Annotated in this window: 13 protein-coding genes; 10 read left to right on the plus strand and 3 right to left on the minus strand. The window is 66.0% G+C overall.

What is annotated here, in order from left to right; translation table 11 throughout:
• On the minus strand, window positions 1–693 hold a 693-nt coding region (locus tag IPN02_00005), incomplete at its 3' end, for a hypothetical protein (GenBank protein ID MBK9295269.1).
• Between the two features lie 257 nt (window positions 694–950).
• On the opposite strand from IPN02_00005, the gene IPN02_00010 reads away from it, so the two are divergent.
• Window positions 951–1,727 (plus strand): endonuclease/exonuclease/phosphatase family protein, encoded by a 777-nt coding sequence (locus IPN02_00010; protein ID MBK9295270.1) that lies wholly within the window; start codon window positions 951–953, stop codon window positions 1,725–1,727.
• Window positions 1,712–2,962 carry a hypothetical protein gene (locus IPN02_00015; GenBank protein ID MBK9295271.1) on the plus strand — a complete coding sequence of 417 codons (1,251 nt, stop codon included), beginning with the start codon at window positions 1,712–1,714 and terminating at the stop codon, window positions 2,960–2,962. The genes IPN02_00010 and IPN02_00015 overlap by 16 nt, the downstream gene beginning before the upstream one ends.
• 55 nt (window positions 2,963–3,017) lie before the next feature.
• Here IPN02_00015 and IPN02_00020 read toward each other — a convergent pair whose 3' ends face one another.
• Window positions 3,018–4,004 (minus strand): polysaccharide deacetylase family protein, encoded by a 987-nt coding sequence (locus IPN02_00020; GenBank protein MBK9295272.1) that lies wholly within the window; start codon window positions 4,002–4,004, stop codon window positions 3,018–3,020.
• A gap of 444 nt (window positions 4,005–4,448) precedes the next feature.
• Here IPN02_00020 and IPN02_00025 point away from each other — a divergent pair, with 444 nt between their 5' ends.
• From IPN02_00025 to sulP, 8 genes are all read left to right on the plus strand, one after another.
• Entirely contained in the window at window positions 4,449–6,155 is a 1,707-nt protein-coding gene (locus IPN02_00025; protein MBK9295273.1) for a glycosyltransferase, read from the plus strand.
• Window positions 6,152–7,279: a glycosyltransferase family 4 protein gene (locus IPN02_00030; protein MBK9295274.1), complete on the plus strand. Its 1,128-nt coding sequence runs from the start codon at window positions 6,152–6,154 to the stop codon at window positions 7,277–7,279. Before IPN02_00025 ends, IPN02_00030 begins: the two co-directional genes overlap by 4 nt.
• Before the next feature lie 120 nt (window positions 7,280–7,399).
• On the plus strand, window positions 7,400–8,176 hold the full coding sequence (locus IPN02_00035; protein MBK9295275.1) for a hypothetical protein: 777 nt from the start codon (window positions 7,400–7,402) through the stop codon (window positions 8,174–8,176).
• Between the two features lie 175 nt (window positions 8,177–8,351).
• A complete protein-coding gene (locus IPN02_00040) occupies window positions 8,352–9,638 on the plus strand; it encodes a diacylglycerol kinase (protein ID MBK9295276.1) in 1,287 nt (428 codons plus the stop codon).
• A 126-nt stretch (window positions 9,639–9,764) separates the two neighbouring features.
• A complete protein-coding gene (locus IPN02_00045) occupies window positions 9,765–11,390 on the plus strand; it encodes an MFS transporter (GenBank protein ID MBK9295277.1) in 1,626 nt (541 codons plus the stop codon).
• Window positions 11,391–11,486: 96 nt separating this feature from the next.
• Complete coding sequence (locus IPN02_00050; protein MBK9295278.1) at window positions 11,487–13,010, plus strand: CYTH and CHAD domain-containing protein; 1,524 nt, start codon at window positions 11,487–11,489, stop codon at window positions 13,008–13,010.
• Between the two features lie 15 nt (window positions 13,011–13,025).
• Window positions 13,026–13,892: a polyphosphate kinase 2 gene (gene ppk2 / locus IPN02_00055; protein ID MBK9295279.1), complete on the plus strand. Its 867-nt coding sequence runs from the start codon at window positions 13,026–13,028 to the stop codon at window positions 13,890–13,892.
• Window positions 13,893–13,943: 51 nt separating this feature from the next.
• Window positions 13,944–15,656: a sulfate permease gene (sulP, locus tag IPN02_00060; protein ID MBK9295280.1), complete on the plus strand. Its 1,713-nt coding sequence runs from the start codon at window positions 13,944–13,946 to the stop codon at window positions 15,654–15,656.
• Between the two features lie 39 nt (window positions 15,657–15,695).
• On the opposite strand, the gene ric is transcribed toward sulP, so the two are convergent.
• Window positions 15,696–16,391 (minus strand): iron-sulfur cluster repair di-iron protein, encoded by a 696-nt coding sequence (gene ric / locus IPN02_00065; GenBank protein ID MBK9295281.1) that lies wholly within the window; start codon window positions 16,389–16,391, stop codon window positions 15,696–15,698.
• Between the last annotated feature and the right edge of the window lie 252 nt (window positions 16,392–16,643).

Raw genomic sequence — 16,643 nt, forward strand, 5'->3', positions numbered from 1 at the left:
CGGGGCGACCGCCACCCCAAACGGGCGGAAGAATTGAGCGGTGTCACCGGGGCCGTCAGCAAAGCCGGAGCCGCTGCCGGCGAGTGTGGTGACCGAGCCGGTGGTCGGATTGATGGCCCGGATCCGATGGTTGAAGAAGTCGGCGACGTAGATGGTGCCGTCGGGGGCGACCGTCACCCCGGTCGGACCGTTGAACTGGGCGCTGGCGCCGGGGCCGTCGGCGTACCCGGCATTGTCGGTTCCGGCGACGGTGGTGACTGAGCCGGTGGTCGGGTCGATTGCCCGGATCCGATGGTTGTTGGTGTCGGCGACGTAGACGGTCCCGTTCGGGGCGACTGCGACCCCGAACGGGACAGCAAATTTGGCGGTGTCGCCGGGGCCGTCAGCATGACCGACGATCCCGGTTCCGGCGAGTGTGGTGACCTGCCCGGTGGTGGGGTTGGTGGCCCGGATTCGATGGTTGTTGGTGTCGGCGATGTAGACGGTGCCGTCGGGGGCGACAGCCACCCCGGTCGGGCCATTGAATTGGGCGGTGGTGTCGGAGCCGTCAGCAAACCCGGCGGTGCTCCCGGCGAGGGTGGTGACGTTGCTGGGCGGCACGCCGGCCGACCCGCACCCGCTGACAAGTCCCAACGTGGCGATGCTGACGAGCAACACCACGGACATCCGGATGCGCGATTGAATGATAGTCATGATCAATTCCCTCCACGAGACGTGACCCAGGCGACCGTTCGACCGTAGCAAGCCGGTCTCGCTCGTAGGGAGGATTTGGTCATGTTCAGGGCTGCCGGTGAGGCGACCAGCTGGCCCAGCCGATGGAGCGGCTGTCCGCTGAACGCATGGTGAAGCGTGCGAAGCCCCGATGGTGAGGTTGCGACATGGGGGCTGAAAAATCTGCTTCGCTAGTGTGGACGGACACGCACTTGGACGACTGCTCGTGGGGAAGCGACATGATCTCTTCAAGACGACTAGCGGTATCGGCTGTGGCGCTCGCAGTTTTGGGAGCCCTGTTGCCCGCCTGCCATGGTCCAGGCAATGGCGGCTTCGTGTTCGATTGGAACATTTGGGGATACAAAGGGAACACTGCTTATAACCCGGACGTTGTTTCTGCGTTGGTCAACACTATCTCGGCGCAGGACCCGAAGCCGCAATATATCATGCTGCAGGAAGTGTGCTCAAACCAATTAGCCCAACTCGCGGCGCAGCTGCCAGAGTATTCATCTGCGTCGTATTTACAACACCCATTGGGCAAGCCCAATTGCCAATCTTTTGGAAACGCCATGTTTTTCCTCGGCAACGCTGACAGCGTTTCCTACGGCCTCTACCCGGTCAATCCCAACTATGAACAGCGGGGGTATGTCTGCAACGTTGCGACGGTTGGCGGCCGCTCCGACATCAAGGCCTGCAGCACCCACCTGGATCTCGACGCGTCCAGCTCGGCCCAAGCGACCTACATGCGAACCACTGTGGCGCCGCACATCGCAGCCGGGGATTACAACATCACCCCGGGTCACTCCGGAACCGCAGCGCTGAACGACTACCGCAATAACGGATGGACTGAGGCCACGAGTGGTGCTGGTGAACTTTCGACCAGTTCGACCACCGACGGCGGAAGCAGGCGTGACTACATTTGGTTTCGTGCTCCATTTACGGCGGATCTACTCGCTCGCATTACGCCCCGTGCAGAGTCTGATCACCATACCTATGAGGGGTGGTCCTCAACATGAGAACTAAATTCATGACGTGCGTTTTTGTTGCCTTCGTGGCAGCCACCGCTGTTGCTTGCGGGTCAGACGGCGGCCCCACTGTGACGGCAGATGGTCTTGGAGCGGCCGGAAGTGTCGAGCTCCCTGAGCCTTTGGCAACAGCGGCAGACACGATCAGCGCCACGGATGACCACTTTGTGGTGTCGGGAACGACTGGTGAGTCTCTGCTCGTTTCGGCCTTTGACCTTGAGTCGTCGGCATGGGACGACACCGTGACCATCGACGAAGGGTTCTCGTGGCAAGTCGTTGGAGGCACCACAAGCACGTCGGTCGTCGCCGGTGTCTGCGAAGGAGAGAAGCAGGGCGACGTGTGTTCCAGCCCTCAGGGCAACGTGCGTCTCTACCAGATCGAGGACGGCGCTCTTGTCGAGACCGTCGACGGGCCTGACCTGACCGGACTCGACGGGGGCTTCTCCGATCTGCGGGCCGCTGCGCAAGGTGACGCCGTCATCGTCGCGGTCCGAACCGACACCGATGCGTCGCATCTGTACCGCTGGACCGGCGGCGCGTGGGATGACCTCGGAGAAACCGAGGCAGTGCGGAGGATGTGCTCCACGGAGACCACGACGTACGTTCAAACCTTCATCCCGCCGGGTGTGACCGCACCGCCTGGAGCCACCGTCACAGAGTCCGGCGAAGTGATCGTCACCGCGCCGGCGCCCGGCGCCGCAACGCCACGGAGTGTTCCACCTGGTCAAGCACCCGACGCCGGGTTGGAAACGACCAAGCTCCTCATGAGAGAGATCACTGCACAAGGCAGGATCTCCGAACCCTACGAAGCCGGCGTCACGGGGGACTTCTCGATCAACGGCGAGCTGCTCTGCACAAACACCCAAGCCAGCCAACTGGTGGACGGCAGGTGGCGCCCCCTGACCGACCGCACGCTGGGCACAGCCACCGGTGAACCCGGCTTGCAAACAACCCAGGCCCTGTCTGCTTCGCCAGTTTCAGGGCCGGGAGGCAATGTTCCGGAGATTGTGGTGACCGACGCTCAGAAGTCGGGTCAGCCGTCGCTTGTCGGAGTCGACTCGACGACCAACCTGAACCTCGTGAGTGACCAGAGCACGGTGGTGTCGGCCGCCCGTACGGGGCGGTTCGCAGCTGTCCTGAGCAGCGACGCATCCGACGTCACCCTCGACGAACCGGTGTCACCCGACAACGCCCCGATTCGAAAGTTGACCGTCTTCGCCGACTGATCACACGACGGGGGTTCCCAGCGCACAGCTGCGGGGATTGGCGCAGGGTTCCGGCCTATGTCGTCGGGATGTCGATATAGCCGGTGGGCTCGGCTCGCATGGCGTCGAGGTAGCCGGGGGTTTGCAGTTCCAGCCAGTCGACCACGGTGGTGAAGGGCACGCACTGCACATCTGCTCGTGGGCATGCAGCTGCCATGAAGTCGGCGGTTGCCGGGTTGAAGGCGTTGCCGCTCCAGTTGTTGAAGTGGTTGGCGATCACCAGCGGCGCACGGTTGCCGGTGATCACGAAGTCGAGCACTGCGTCGTAGACCTCCGTCGTGCGTGCCCGCATGCTGGGCGCGTCTTCGGGTCGGTTCTTGCCGCCGTTGAACTGCAACCACAGGTTGTAATCCAGGGTGAGGGTGCGGTCGCCGTCGAAGTACACGGTGGAGATGGGGAATTCCCAGAGTCCCTCATCGATGGTTGGCCACTCGACGCCGGTAGCGATGGCGCTGGAGTCGTAGCGGTACCCGCGCTCCCGCAGCGCCGGCGTCAGCGCCTCCTTCCGATACTCCAAACATGGCGCCCGGAATCCCTCGACCGAGTTGGGGTCGGCGAGCAGCGGTTCGCCGATCAGCTCGGGCGCTCGGTCTCGAGCTCGTTCGAAGAAGGCGGTGAACTGGTCCAGTTCGTGACCCCATTGGTCGGCGGACCAGGTGGCACCCACCTCGGTCGACATCCCCTTGCAAAGATGGCCCACAGCGTGGTTGCCGAGTTCGTGGCCCTCGTCGACGGCCCGGTTGAGGTTGGTCAACAGGGTGGCCAGTTGCTCATCGCTCTTCGAGAACGCCACGTCGGCCATGCCCGGCGGGTTACCGGGTGGGGTGTAGTCGGTCCGGGACGCCTCCGGGACGAAATAGGTGCCGGTCATGAACACGGTGAACGCCGCCTGGGATGCCTTGGCTGTATCGAGGAACAGCTGCCAGCGTTCCTTGTAGCCCCCTCCGTCAAAGGAGAACACCACGAATTGGGGCGGGCGCTCGCCGGGCTCGAAGCGGCGCATCCACGGCCGAACAGGAGCCCCTTGGGCTTGGGTCGCCGAAAGAGCCTTCGATGTCGGTTTTGAGGCGCCGTCCGCCGGCTTCGGGACGTTGGCCCCTGTCGCAGCTACCTCGCCCGGTTCGGCGCGCGTTGAGCCAACGATGCCGATGGCAAGAACAGTCACGGCAACGATGCCCAGCGCAGCAACCCATGCCGTGGATCTGCTCAGGTGGGAGCCTGGGGTCGGGTGGTCGATTGGCAGGTCTCCATTTTCCAAGCCGGGCCAGACGTCGGCGCTGACACCACATGTGGCCAAGGGCGGACACATGATACTCGGGCTACATCGAGGGTTGAGCAGCGGGACTCACGAGCCCTGGGTCGAAAGCGAACCGCCAATGGGCTACGAACGGGTCACCAAACCTACGATGATGGGCATGGAAACCCGCCAACCGGAAACGGAATGCTCGTGCGCATTGAGGATCTGAAGCAGCGCCACGTCGACACAGGCGACGGCATCAGCGAGGTGTTGGACGAGCTCGCTCGACACACCTTCGATCCCCCGTCGTCCAGCCTGCGGGACCGTATGGCCCAAGGCATCGGATTCGTCACCTTCGCCTTCGACATCGACGGAGTGTCGATGGAGATCGCCAAGTATGCGAGGTGCCTCACCGAGATCTCGCCCGGTGCCCCGATCCATTGCATAGCGGGAAACTTCGGCGAGAAGGCGGACGCCATCCTCGACCCGGAGTGGCAACGCTGCCGGTTGGAGGGAGCAGACGGCTGGGACAAGTGGGACGATGGCAAGTGGTTCGCCCGTCTTTTCTTCGAGGACCTGCCGCCGGGGAGTCAGCAGTCAAGCGAGCTGTCGGCCGAGATGTGGCAGCAGGCGCTCGTCCTCGCTGAGCGGCTCGTTAACTACATCGAGGACAACCACCTCGGCCTCCTCGTCATCGTCAATACGAACTCCAACCCCGGCAATGTGGCCTACGCGCTGGCCATCGTGCTCGCAACCGAGGTGACCGGTTGCGCGGTCATCAACAACAACCACGACTTCTACTGGGAAGGCGGCAAGGCCGGATGCAAACGCAACCCGGGTGAAGAACCCGGCCCGCGTGACCACTTCTTCCGTAACCACGACAACGAGGAGTTCTTCTCCTTCCTCCAACGCATCTTTCCGTGGAACGGTCGCAATTGGGTACAGGCCAACATCAACCCGGTGCAATCGCGGCGTCTCATCGACCGGTTCCACTTCCATCCCGACAGCGTCTTCACGATCGGAACCGCCATCGATGCCAGCTTCTTCGATGAACCCACGCCGGCGCGCAAGGTCGAGAACCGTCGGCAAATGGCTCACGTGCTCGGCGGAACCCCGGTGATCGAGCCCGCCTCCGTCGGTCGCTTTCAGCAGACGCTCGGCACGTGGATGGCCGATCAAGCGCCGCTGGTGTGCGCGGCACATCGCGATCTGCAGCTCGACATCACCGCCGACGGTGCGCTCTATCTCTTGCAGCCGACCCGTATCGTGCCTCGCAAGCGCATCTGGAGGGACTGGGAACTGATCGCCGCGCTTCTGCAGTACGAGCCGTTCCGGTTCGTGTTCGATCAACGTCCCGAAATGACCCTGACGCTCCACGTCAGCGGGCCGGTTCCGATCGAGCATCGAGATGCGATGGACCGGCTGCTCGACGCGTACAGGTCGACGCTGAACTCGGTGCCCTTGGACGTCGGTCGCCGGCTTTTCCAAGCCTTCTCCGTCGGATGCCAAACCCATCCGTCACTGACGACCAAGCTCGACATTGTCGACATCTATCATCTCGCCGACCTGGTGGTGTTTCCGAGCATGCAGGAGGGTCGCGGCCTGCCGATCCCGGAGGCGGCCGCTGCGGGCATCCCCCTCGTCTGTAGCGAGTACGAACCCCGGGCAGTATTCGAGGAGGTCGTCGGAATGGGCCGCCCTTCAGAGCAGGTGATCCTCTACGAGGAGTTTCCGGACGGTGCGTTCCCAGAGGACCTCCTGGCCAGCCTCACCTCCGCCCTCCTCGATCCGGAGAGCCAGTCCGAACGGAAGGCGCACAACCGCAAGGCGGTCCTCGCCCGCTACTCGCTCGATTCGCTGACGGACACCTTCAGGCAGATCGTCGATCGCCTCGATCGCGCATCGGAGTCTCAGTGACGCACGTCTGCTTCATCGAGGACACCCACCTTCACGGCGGGACCCAGATCTGGGTGACCGAAGCCGTTCGGGTGTTCTTGGCGAAAGGCCACGAGGTCACGCTGCTGACTCCCTCCGGAGGATTCGTTGCCCGGGACGGCGTGACCACCGACGCGCGGGTGGTCACCTACGGGTTCGACGACGTCGTGTCCGAGGACGTCGCCCACCAGAACCTTTGGATCGATGCCTTGGCAGCGGCGGACGTTGCGGTCTGCACCGTCCATCCTCCTCGGGACGGCTTCCATTGCTCCCGGTTTGCTGCGCGGTGCATCGAGCAGGCGGGCCTGTCGACGGTGTTGCAGCCCAAGACCGGCACGATCGTCCCGGAGTACCTGCGCGAGTTCTATGCGCCCCCCGAGGACATCAACTACCAGGTGATCTCGATCACCGATTTCACACGGCACTACCTCATCGAGCACTACGGCATCCCCGCCGACCGGGTGAGCCTCATCTATCAGGGAACCGACGTGGCGACGTTCACCCCGAATGCCGAGCGGGCCGAACGGGCGCGGCTGGCGTACGTGCTGCCCGACGGTGCGTTTCCGGTGTTGGGCAACCTGGGGTCGTTCGAGCATCGCAAGGGTCAGGTGGGGTTGCTCGAGGCGGTCGCCCGGATCCGCTCGGGCCTGCCCGATGTGTACCTGCTGCTCGTGGGTGACGGGCCCGACGAGGGCCTGCTGCGGGCGAAAGTTGGCCAACTGGGCCTGCAGGACCATGTGGAGTTTCACCCATTCACGCGCACGCCAGCCGACGTTTTCGAGATCGTTGACGTCCTGGTGCTCCCCAGCCTCTACAAGGAGGGCCTGCCCAACGTGCTGCTCGAGGCGATGTCGATGGGCCTCCCGGTGGTCTCGAGCCGTTTGGCCGGCACGCCGGAAGTGGTCCATGAGGGCCAGACCGGCCTGCTGGTCGAGCCCGGTGACATCGCCGGGCTGGCCGCTGCGATCGAACGGCTCGGCGTCGATCGCGACTCGGCACGGGCTATGGGCGGAGCCGGCCGGCGGCTGATGACGACCGGCTTCGACAAGGAGCATCAGTTCGACGCGTTTCTGGAGCACTTCGCTGGTCACTCGCCGAGCCGATAGCGACTCCCGTCGCCGCCTCCGGCAGATGAATCAATCTTCGACGCAGACAGTGCGGCGACGAGTACGGTTTCTTTCGTCTGGGTGGGTGGCTTCGAGCGCCCGAGTTCGGGGAGATCTCGTTTGCGGACCATCGATCAGAAGAGCACCGCAGGCCGATCGGTCGATGCCGCCCAGCGGCGCGGCGCTGGGAACCCCGATGCCAACCTGCCGTGCCCGGCGTGCGCCACCAGCCTGAAGGGCGCCAACGTTGGCCGTCATCTCCGGGACAAGCACCCCGACACCGTCGGTGCGGCGCCGGGCAGCAACGATGCGGACCTGACCCTCGTCGGGATCGATCACCGCATACGGCGAACCTTTGCCGGTCTGGTGGTCGTGTGGTTCGTCGTTGTGGGCGTTGCTCTGGTCGCCGATCCAAGCCCGACCGTCGTCGGCGATGATCCGTCACTGTCGCAGATTGTCCGGGAACCTGTCGTGGTTCTCGTTGCGGTCGGCCTGTTGGTCGCCGCCATCATCGCCGTGCTGTGGGCCGCCAAGGCGTTCCGCTCGCGGCTGACCGTGACGCAAGAGGGGATCGCCCTCACCCACCGCATGGGCACCGGCCGCCGCCTGGTCCCACTGCCGGCTGCGGTCGAGACCGGCACGCTGTTCATTCGTCGCGACACCGGCAACGACGGAGGCGCCGCCGTCGAGATTCGGTCTGGCGCCTACCTCCGCATAGGCGAAGGTCGCCGATCCATCACGGTTGGATGCCCTCACGCCACAGGTGTCCGCAAGCACTGGGTGGGGTGGACGGCGGGCAAGCGTCGCAAGTGGTGGGACGTCGACCTCAGCGCCGCCGCGTTCGTGGAACTGCAGTACGCACTGGCCGAGTCGGGATGCCTGGTACCGGCGTCATGAACGGTCGCCGCCGACGTCCCCTCAGCCCCTCTGGCCGAGGGGCTCCGTTTGCTTCGACTCGCCGGCAACGCGTCAGGCCCGGCGCGAGATCACCCGCAGCGGGTGACGACGGCGCCCTTTCACCCGGTCAGCATGCTGAGATGGGTTCTTATCTTTTTGGGTCGGGTGCTACCGAATGAGTGCGGGGTCGACCGGGCGGGTCGGGCCGAGCGGTGCGCAGCGAGGCTGGGCGGCGCTCACCCTCGTGCTGCTTGTCCTGTTTCTGGCGGCACTGATCGTGGCCGTGGTGCGCAACTTTCCGTTCGGCCTGCTCTTCGGGGCGTTGCTGATCGGAGGGGCGACCACCGCCTATCAGGCAGCGCGCCGTCGCTCCGTTGCCCGAGCGGTGCTGGCCGCAGCGGCCGTGGTGGTACTGCTCGCTGCGATCGTGGTGTTGGTCGCCAAGAACATGGTGCTGGATTTGGCCGTGCTCGCCGCGCTCCTGGCGGGTGTCGCCGTTGCCACCCGCCGAACGTTTCAACCGACGTCCGAGCTGTCCGAAGTGGATCCGCCGCGTCGACCGGTCGTCATCTACAACCCCAAGTCGGGTGGCGGGAAGGCGGTGTCCAACAACCTGGCGGCGGAGGCCGCGGCCCGGGGCATCGAGGCGATCGGTTTGCAGCCAGGCGACGACCTGGTGCAGTTGGTCGCTGACGCCGTCGCCCGGGGTGCCGACGGCCTGGCTGCCGCCGGCGGGGACGGCACGCAGGCTCTGGTTGCGACGTTTGCGGCCGCGAACAACTTGCCGTTTGCGTGCATCCCCGCCGGCACCCGCAACCACTTCGCCCTCGACCTGGGCGTTGACCGCGACGACGTGGTCGGCGCCCTCGACGCCTTCGTCGCCGGCGGTCGCGAGCGCCGGGTGGACCTGGCCGAGGTGAACGGGCGGGTCTTCGTCAACAACGTGTCGATGGGGGTGTATGCCTCTGCGGTGCAGAGCGACGGCTATCGCGACGCGAAGGTGTCGACCTTGCTCGACACGGTCTCCGACGTGGTCGGTCCCGATGCGGACGGCGGCGCGGCGATGCGCTGGCTCGGCCCGGACGGAAGCGATCGCGGGTCGGCCGCGGTGCTGATGGTGTCGAACAACCCCTACCGGCTGGGCGCGTTGTTCGGTAACGGGACCAGGCCGCGGCTGGACGGCGGCGTCCTCGGGGTGGCCGCCACACGCGAACGCGGGGAGAGTCGCCTGTCGTCGTCGTGGACCTGTGCCGAGTTTGTCGTCGAGTCCGACCAGCCCATCCCACTGGGCGTCGACGGCGAGGCGCTGGTGATGGACTCCCCGGTTGAGTTTCGCTCCCGTCCAGGGGCGCTCCGAGTGCGGGTCGCCCCGCAGCACCCCGGTGGGTCGCCGTCATCGGGTGCCCCAAACGGCCTCGGCGACGCCCTGCACCGCCTCGTCGCCCTGATCAGCGATAGCTGAGGACGGTTTGCAACCGCGTACGAGAACTTCGTCGAGTGAAAATCCTGCACAGCCTTTCGGACGCCGGGTAGCTTCGTCGCACACGCGAGGCCGCTGTGGCGGGTCGCTCGGCAGGGGGAGCGGGTCGTGAAGAAGTGGTTGCCGCTGATCGCGTTGGGCACGGCGCAGTTCGTCATGGTGCTCGATCAGTCGGTGATGAACGTCTCGATCAGCCAGTTGGTCCGCGACTTCGACACCACGGTCACCACCATCCAGGCGGTCATCACCCTGTACTGCCTCGTCATGGCGATGCTGATGCTCACCGGCGGCAAGATCGGCGACATCATCGGCCGGCGGCGAGCGTTCACCGTCGGGCTGATCATCTACGCATGCGGCTCGGCGTTGACCGCCGTGGCCCCGTCGGTGGCGGTACTGGCGCTCGGGTGGTCGATCCTCGAGGGCATTGGCGCAGCCTTGGTGTTGCCTGCGCTGGCGGCGTTGATCGCGGGCAACTTCGAGGGTTCGGCACGCAAGGTGGCCTACGCCGTGATCGGCGGGGTCGCCGGTGCTGGGATCGCCATCGGCCCGATCCTGGGGGGCTGGGCCACCACCGAGCTGTCCTGGCGGGTGGTGTTCGTCGGCGAGGTGGTGCTGGTGCTGTTCATCCTGGCGATGACCCACCTGATCGGCGACGCAAAGACCGGTGAAACCCCGCCCAAGCTCGACGTCGTCGGAAGCGTCCTGGTGGCAACCGGCCTGGGAGCGGTCGTGCTGGGCACCCTGCAGTCGTCCACCTGGGGATGGATCAGGCCGAAGGATTCGCCGATCGAAGTGTTTGGCTTCTCGCTGACGATCTTTGTGATCACCGCCGGCGGGGTGTTGTTGTGGGCATTCGTCACCTGGCAGCACCGTCGTGAGCGGCATGGAAAGGACCCGCTGGTCCACATGGGGCTGCTCGGCATCGTGCCGCTGCGCTCCGGGCTGATCGGTCTGTTTTCCCAGAACCTCATCCTCATGGGTGTGTTCTTCGTGATCCCCTTGTACCTGCAGTTGGTGATCGGGCTCGATGCGCTGGAGACCGGCATCAAGATGCTGCCGGTCTCGATCACGATGTTCATCGCCTCCGCCGTCGGGTCACGCCTGTCGGGCCGCTTCCCGGTTCGGGGCATCGTACGCGCCGGCCTGATGACCACCGTCGTTGCAATCGTCGCGCTGCTGGCGACGGTCAAGCCGGACTTGGGCGATGCCGGGTTCGCCGTGTCGATGGCGGTGCTCGGCGTGGGTATGGGCCTGATCGTGTCCCAGCTGGGCAACGTGGTGCAGTCCTCGGTCGATGCCTCCGGTCGAGGCGAGGCGGGCGGGCTGCAATACACCGGACAGCAGCTCGGCTCGTCGCTCGGGGTGGCGCTGATCGGCGCCATCGTGTTGGCCGGGCTGACCGGTGCGTTTGTCAACCAGGTGGAATCCGACACCAGGATCGCCGACGAGGTGAGCGCGCAGGTGAGCGTCGCCGCCCAGCCCGGCATCGACTTCGTTGACTCATCCCAGATCGAGGCGGCGGCCGCCCAGGCCGACATCGACGGGCGCACCGGCGCCGCCATCGTCGACGACTACGAGACCGCTCAGCTCCAGGCACTCAAGGCCGGATTGCTGGCGGCAGCGCTGCTGGCGCTCGTTTCGCTGGCGTTCACCGGCGGGCTTCCCCACGAGTCGCCAGCACGCGACGGCGACCCTGCCGATCACGAGCCTGCGGGGAGCCCGGTGGGGGTATGACGCGCAGTCACCCGCAGCGGGTGAGCAGACCTGGTCGCCGGTCGGTCAAAGTGAGGCACATGGTGAGCTGATGACGCATACGGAGGTCGATATATGATGGAAGTCGAAACGAAGCTGGTGCCGCCGTCGGGTTTTTCCATGCCCGGCCTGTTGGACGTCGTCGTCGGAACACGACCAACCGGTGGAGGCGTCGGCCCAGCCGAACCTGTACGGCTCGTCGCCCGCTACTTCGACACCGACGACCTGGCGCTCGCCCGGTCGTCGATCACGTTGAGGTATCGGTCGGATCCAAGCGGGGGTCGATGGACCGTCAAGCTTCCGGCGAGGTCGCGCAAGTCACACCACCTTGCGCGACGTGAGGTCGACGTCGACGGCCCGGAAACGGACGTGCCCAGAGCGTTGCTGGGGCTCTTGACCGCCCAACTGCGCGGCAGGACACCGACTGTCGTCGCAACGCTGGTCACCTCCAGGGTTACCCAACGCTTGACGACAAGCGATGGTGCCGGGTTGGTCGAAGTCGCGGTCGACCACGTCTGCGGCACCCGCACCGACGGTCCAGTGCTGGAGTTCGACGAGGTCGAGGTCGAGCAGCTCGACGGGTTCGGAGCCAAGCGGGCCCGACGAGCGATGGTGACGGCACTGCGCAGCGCCGGGTGTCGGCGGGGGTCGCAGGTGCCGAAGCTGATGCGGGTGCTCGGCACCGACCAGCTGGGCCCACCCGACGTGGTCGTCCCAACGTTGCCGCCGGAGCCAACCGTCCATGAGGCCGTCGGGCATGCCATGGCCCGTTCGCTCGATCAGCTGCTGTTCCATGACCCCCGCATCCGCCTCGGCGGCGATGAGGAAGACCTGCACCAGTTCAGGGTGGCGGTCCGACGGCTCCGGTCCGACCTTCGCACCTTCGTCGATGTTCTCGACGTGCTCGATGGGCCATCGGCCGCAGCGCTCGCTCGGGAGCTCGGGTGGCTGGCTGATGCCACGAGCGCCCGCCGTGATTTGGATGTGCTGCGTGCCCGGTTGGTCGCAGCTAAGAACGAGGTTTCGCCGCTGGACACCAAGGCGCTGGAAAAATTGGTGGACCGTTGTGACCTCCAAGCGGAGCAGGCCGGCGCCATGGTTCTCGAGGCGCTGGAGAGCAGTCGATACGTCGATCTGCTCGACGCGTTGGTGAAATCGGTCGCAGGTCTCGCCGACCCCGATCGGCCCGGCGCCGGTGAGGTCACCGACAAGGATCACCTCCGGGCGATGGTGCGGCGGCGTTGGAAAAAGCTCGATCGCCACATTGCTCACCTGGAACGGGATCCAAGCCCGGCGGTGCTCCATCGGACCCGCATCGTCGCGAAACGTTGCCGGGCCGCCCTAGGCGCGGCGCGGCCGATCCTGGGGTCGAGGTCCAAGAAACTCGAGCGTGACCTGGGTGGCCTGCAGGACGTCCTCGGCGATGTCCACGACTGCGAGGTGGCTCAGGAGTGGTTGCGGCTTGCTGCCAAGGAGCAATGGTCGACGGCGCTCGTCGCCGGGCAGCTCGTCGCCGGGCTGCGGGCCGAGGAGGAGCGAGGGTGGAACGATTGGCCCGAGGCCTGGAAGCGGGTCGAACATCGGCGTCGTCGACGCCGATGAACCGGGGGGATTGACATGGCGAAGCACAAGAAGAAGCACAAGCACGGAAAGCACGGGAACGGCGGTACGCGCAGCAGCATTGCGACGCCCGACGGGGCCGACCGGCCGAAGCGGCTCAAGCGCAAGCCCTACGAGCGCGAGCTGAAGCAGCTCCAGGTCGAGCTCGTTCATCTTCAGCAGTGGGTCGTCGACACGGGGGCGAGGGTGTGCATCGTGTTCGAGGGACGAGACACCGCCGGCAAGGGTGGGGTCATCAAGCGCCTCACCGAGCGGGTGAGCCCACGCGTGTTCCGCACGGTTGCGCTACCGGCGCCGAACGAACGCGAGAAGTCCCAGATGTACACCCAGCGGTACATGGCGCACTTCCCGGCCGGCGGGGAGATCGTGATCTTCGACCGCAGTTGGTACAACCGGGCCGGCGTCGAGCGGGTGATGGGGTTCGCCACCGAACAGGAGGTCGAGCGCTTCCTGGAGCTGGTCCCGGCGATCGAGAAGGTCATGGTCGAGTCCGGGATCATCCTGTTGAAGTACTGGCTGGAGGTCGACCAGGACGAACAGACTCGACGGCTTCGGGCCCGCATCGAGGACGGCCGGAAAACCTGGAAGCTCTCGCCGATGGACCTGGAGTCGTACTCGCGCTGGTACGACTATTCGCGCGCTCGCGACGCCATGTTCGCCGCCACCGATACCGACGCCGTCCCGTGGTACGTCGCCGACTCCAACGACAAGCGCAGGGCGCGCCTCAACATCATCAGCCACCTGCTCAGCCAGATCCCCTACGAGCGAAACGCGCCGGAGCGGGTCGAGCTGCCCGAGCGGGAGGGCCATGGTGACTATGTCGAGCCGGACCGGACGCTGCGATGGGTCCCGGCCCGCTTCTGATGCGCTCAAACGCGGGCTCGTCGTGACCGGCATGCCGCGTGGTCGGGATCGATGAAGACACTGGCGCGCTGGGCCCCAGGGCTGGGGACGTTGCGACGGTACGAGGGGGCTTGGCTGCGCCCGGACCTGATCGCCGGCGTTGTCTTGGCGGCGATCCTGGTGCCCCAGGGCATGGCCTACGCCGAGCTCGCCGGCCTCCCGCCCGTGACCGGGCTTTACACGACGATCGCATGCCTGGTGGCCTACGCCGTGTTCGGACCGTCGAAGGTGCTGGTGCTGGGGCCGGACTCGTCGGTGTCGCCCTTGATCCTGGCCGCCATCACGCCCCTGCTCGTCACCGGTGACCCGGAGAGCGCGATCGCCCTGGCCGGGATGCTGGCCGTCCTCGTCGGGGTGATCATGATCGGGCTCGGGCTCGCCAAGCTGGGCTTCGTTGCGGACCTGTTGTCGAGCGAAGTGCGGGTCGGCTATCTCAACGGCCTGGCGGTCACGATCATCGTGGGGCAGCTGCCCAAGCTGTTCGGGTTCTCGACCGACGCCGACGGCTTTGTTGACGAGGTGCGCCAGTTCCTTCGGAACGTCGACCGGACCAACCGGGCGACGCTGGTCACCGGGCTGTGCGTGTTGGCGGTGCTGCTGGTGCTGCCGCGCCTGACGACGATCGTGCCGGCGGTGTTGGTGGCCGTGGTGGGCGCAACGATCGCGTCGGCGGTGTTCGATCTGGCAGCCTCGGACGTCACCACCGTTGGCGTGCTGCCTCGGGGCGTTCCGGCGCCGTCGCTGCCGTTCACCAGTTGGTCCGATGTCGTCCCGCTTCTGGTTGGCGCAGTCGGCATCACGATGGTGTCGCTCGCCGACACCATCGCAACCTCCAGCGGCTTCGCCGCCCGACACAACGAGGAGGTGGACGCCAACCAGGAGATGGTCGGGATCGGAACGGCCAACATCGCAGCGGGCTTCTTCCAGGGGTTTGCCGTCTCGGTCAGCGGCTCCCGAACGGCGGTCGCCGACCAGGCCGGTGCCAAGAGCCAGGTGACCGGTCTCGTCGGTGCCGGACTGGTCGCCGCACTGCTGTTGTTCCTCAACGGGCTGCTCGCCGACCTGCCCCAGACTGCGCTCGCCGCCGTGGTCATCACGGCGGCGCTGTCGCTGATGGACCTTGGCGCCCTCCGGCGCTACGCCAGCATCCGGCCGTCGTCGCTGGTGATCAGCCTGGTCGCCGCCGCCGGCGTGATCCTGCTGGGCGTGCTTCAGGGCATCGTCGTGGCCATCGTGCTGGCCGTGCTGCTGTTCTTCCGGCGCAACTGGTGGCCCCACGGCGCGGTTCTGGGGGAGGTCCCGGAGCTGGGCGGCTGGCACAGCGTGACCGAGCACCCCTCCGCCACCCAGCTTCCCGACATCGTCGTGTTCCGCTGGGAGGCGCCGCTGTTCTTCGCCAACGCCGGGCAGTTCCGCGACCAGGTCCGTCGCCTGGTGCGGGAGCAGCACCCCGGGTGGGTGGTGTTGCAGTGCGAGGCGGTCACCGACATCGACGTCACCGCGGCGGAGGTGCTGCGCGACCTGGACGAGGAAGTCAACGCCGCCGGCGTCCACCTGGCCTTCGTCGAGATGCGAGACCGACTTCAGAGCCTGGTGAAGCGCTACGGCCTGCACACCACGCTCGACGAGGAACACTTCTACCCGAGCCTCGAACGGGCCCTCGCCGACATCACCTCCGCCGCCGCTGAGGGGTCGGTAACCGACCGTCCAGCCGGGCAGACGTAACCCAAGGGGCGCTTGCGGCCGATCAGGCGACCGGTGCGGTCAGGCGCGTGCCCCGGCGGACGTGCGCGCCTCGACCGTCGGGAACAACACGTTGTTCTCCTTGTGGACGTGGAGATGGGTGTCGGCCTCGAGCGCACTCAGTGCCCGGTACGTCTCGGTGTACGAGGCACAGCCGTCGGCCGGAACCGTGTAGTCGGCCGTGATCTCCCGCAGTTGTTCCAGGAGGCCGCCGACCACCTCGTGCTCGGCCATCAACGACCGGACCTCACCCGGCAGCTCATCGACCGCTGATCCGGACTGGGCGTCGGTTGAGGACATGAGCGAGCGCATCGCCGGGAACACCACCTGCTCCTCCGAGGTGAGGTGTGGCTCGAAGTCGCTGCGGAGTTCGACGAACAGCCGTTGCACCTCTGCGAGTTCAGGATGCCGGTCTCCGTGCACCATGGCGATCTTGTCGACCAGCTGACCGAGCCGTGGAAGTTCGTCCCACAGGTAACGGTGGTGCGTCGACTCAATGTGGTCGATCAGATCGATCGGACCGAGGGAGGCCCACTGAGCGGGCGCCTCGTCCTGATGGATGGACGACAGGTCCTCCGCAACCTTCTGCGCGTCGAGATCGAGTTCGGTGGCAGCGTCGGCGAGGCTTCGGTCGCCGTGGCAACAGAAGTCGAACCCCCGCCGTTGGAGTTCGGCGGCAAGTGACGGTTTGAGGGTGACGATCTCGCCCAGCGTCATCGTGGGATCGATCTGATGCGCAGTGTGGTTCGACGGCGTGTCCATGGTGCTCCAGTTCTTGGGTGCGAGCCGACGACGTGCGGCTCGGTGGCTCCCGGTCGCGCGTCCGTTGCAGGTCAAAGTCGAGACGTACGGTTCCCACCGTACCCATTGGCGCTCCGAGCTGGTCCCCAGCGGGTCGAACGCCGACGCTGCGGCAGTCAGCGAAACCCAACCTTGACATCGGTTGTTAGGGCAGCCTAAAAATACCGA

It is taken from the genome of Candidatus Microthrix subdominans, from assembly GCA_016719385.1.
Lineage (GTDB): Bacteria > Actinomycetota > Acidimicrobiia > Acidimicrobiales > Microtrichaceae > Microthrix > Microthrix subdominans.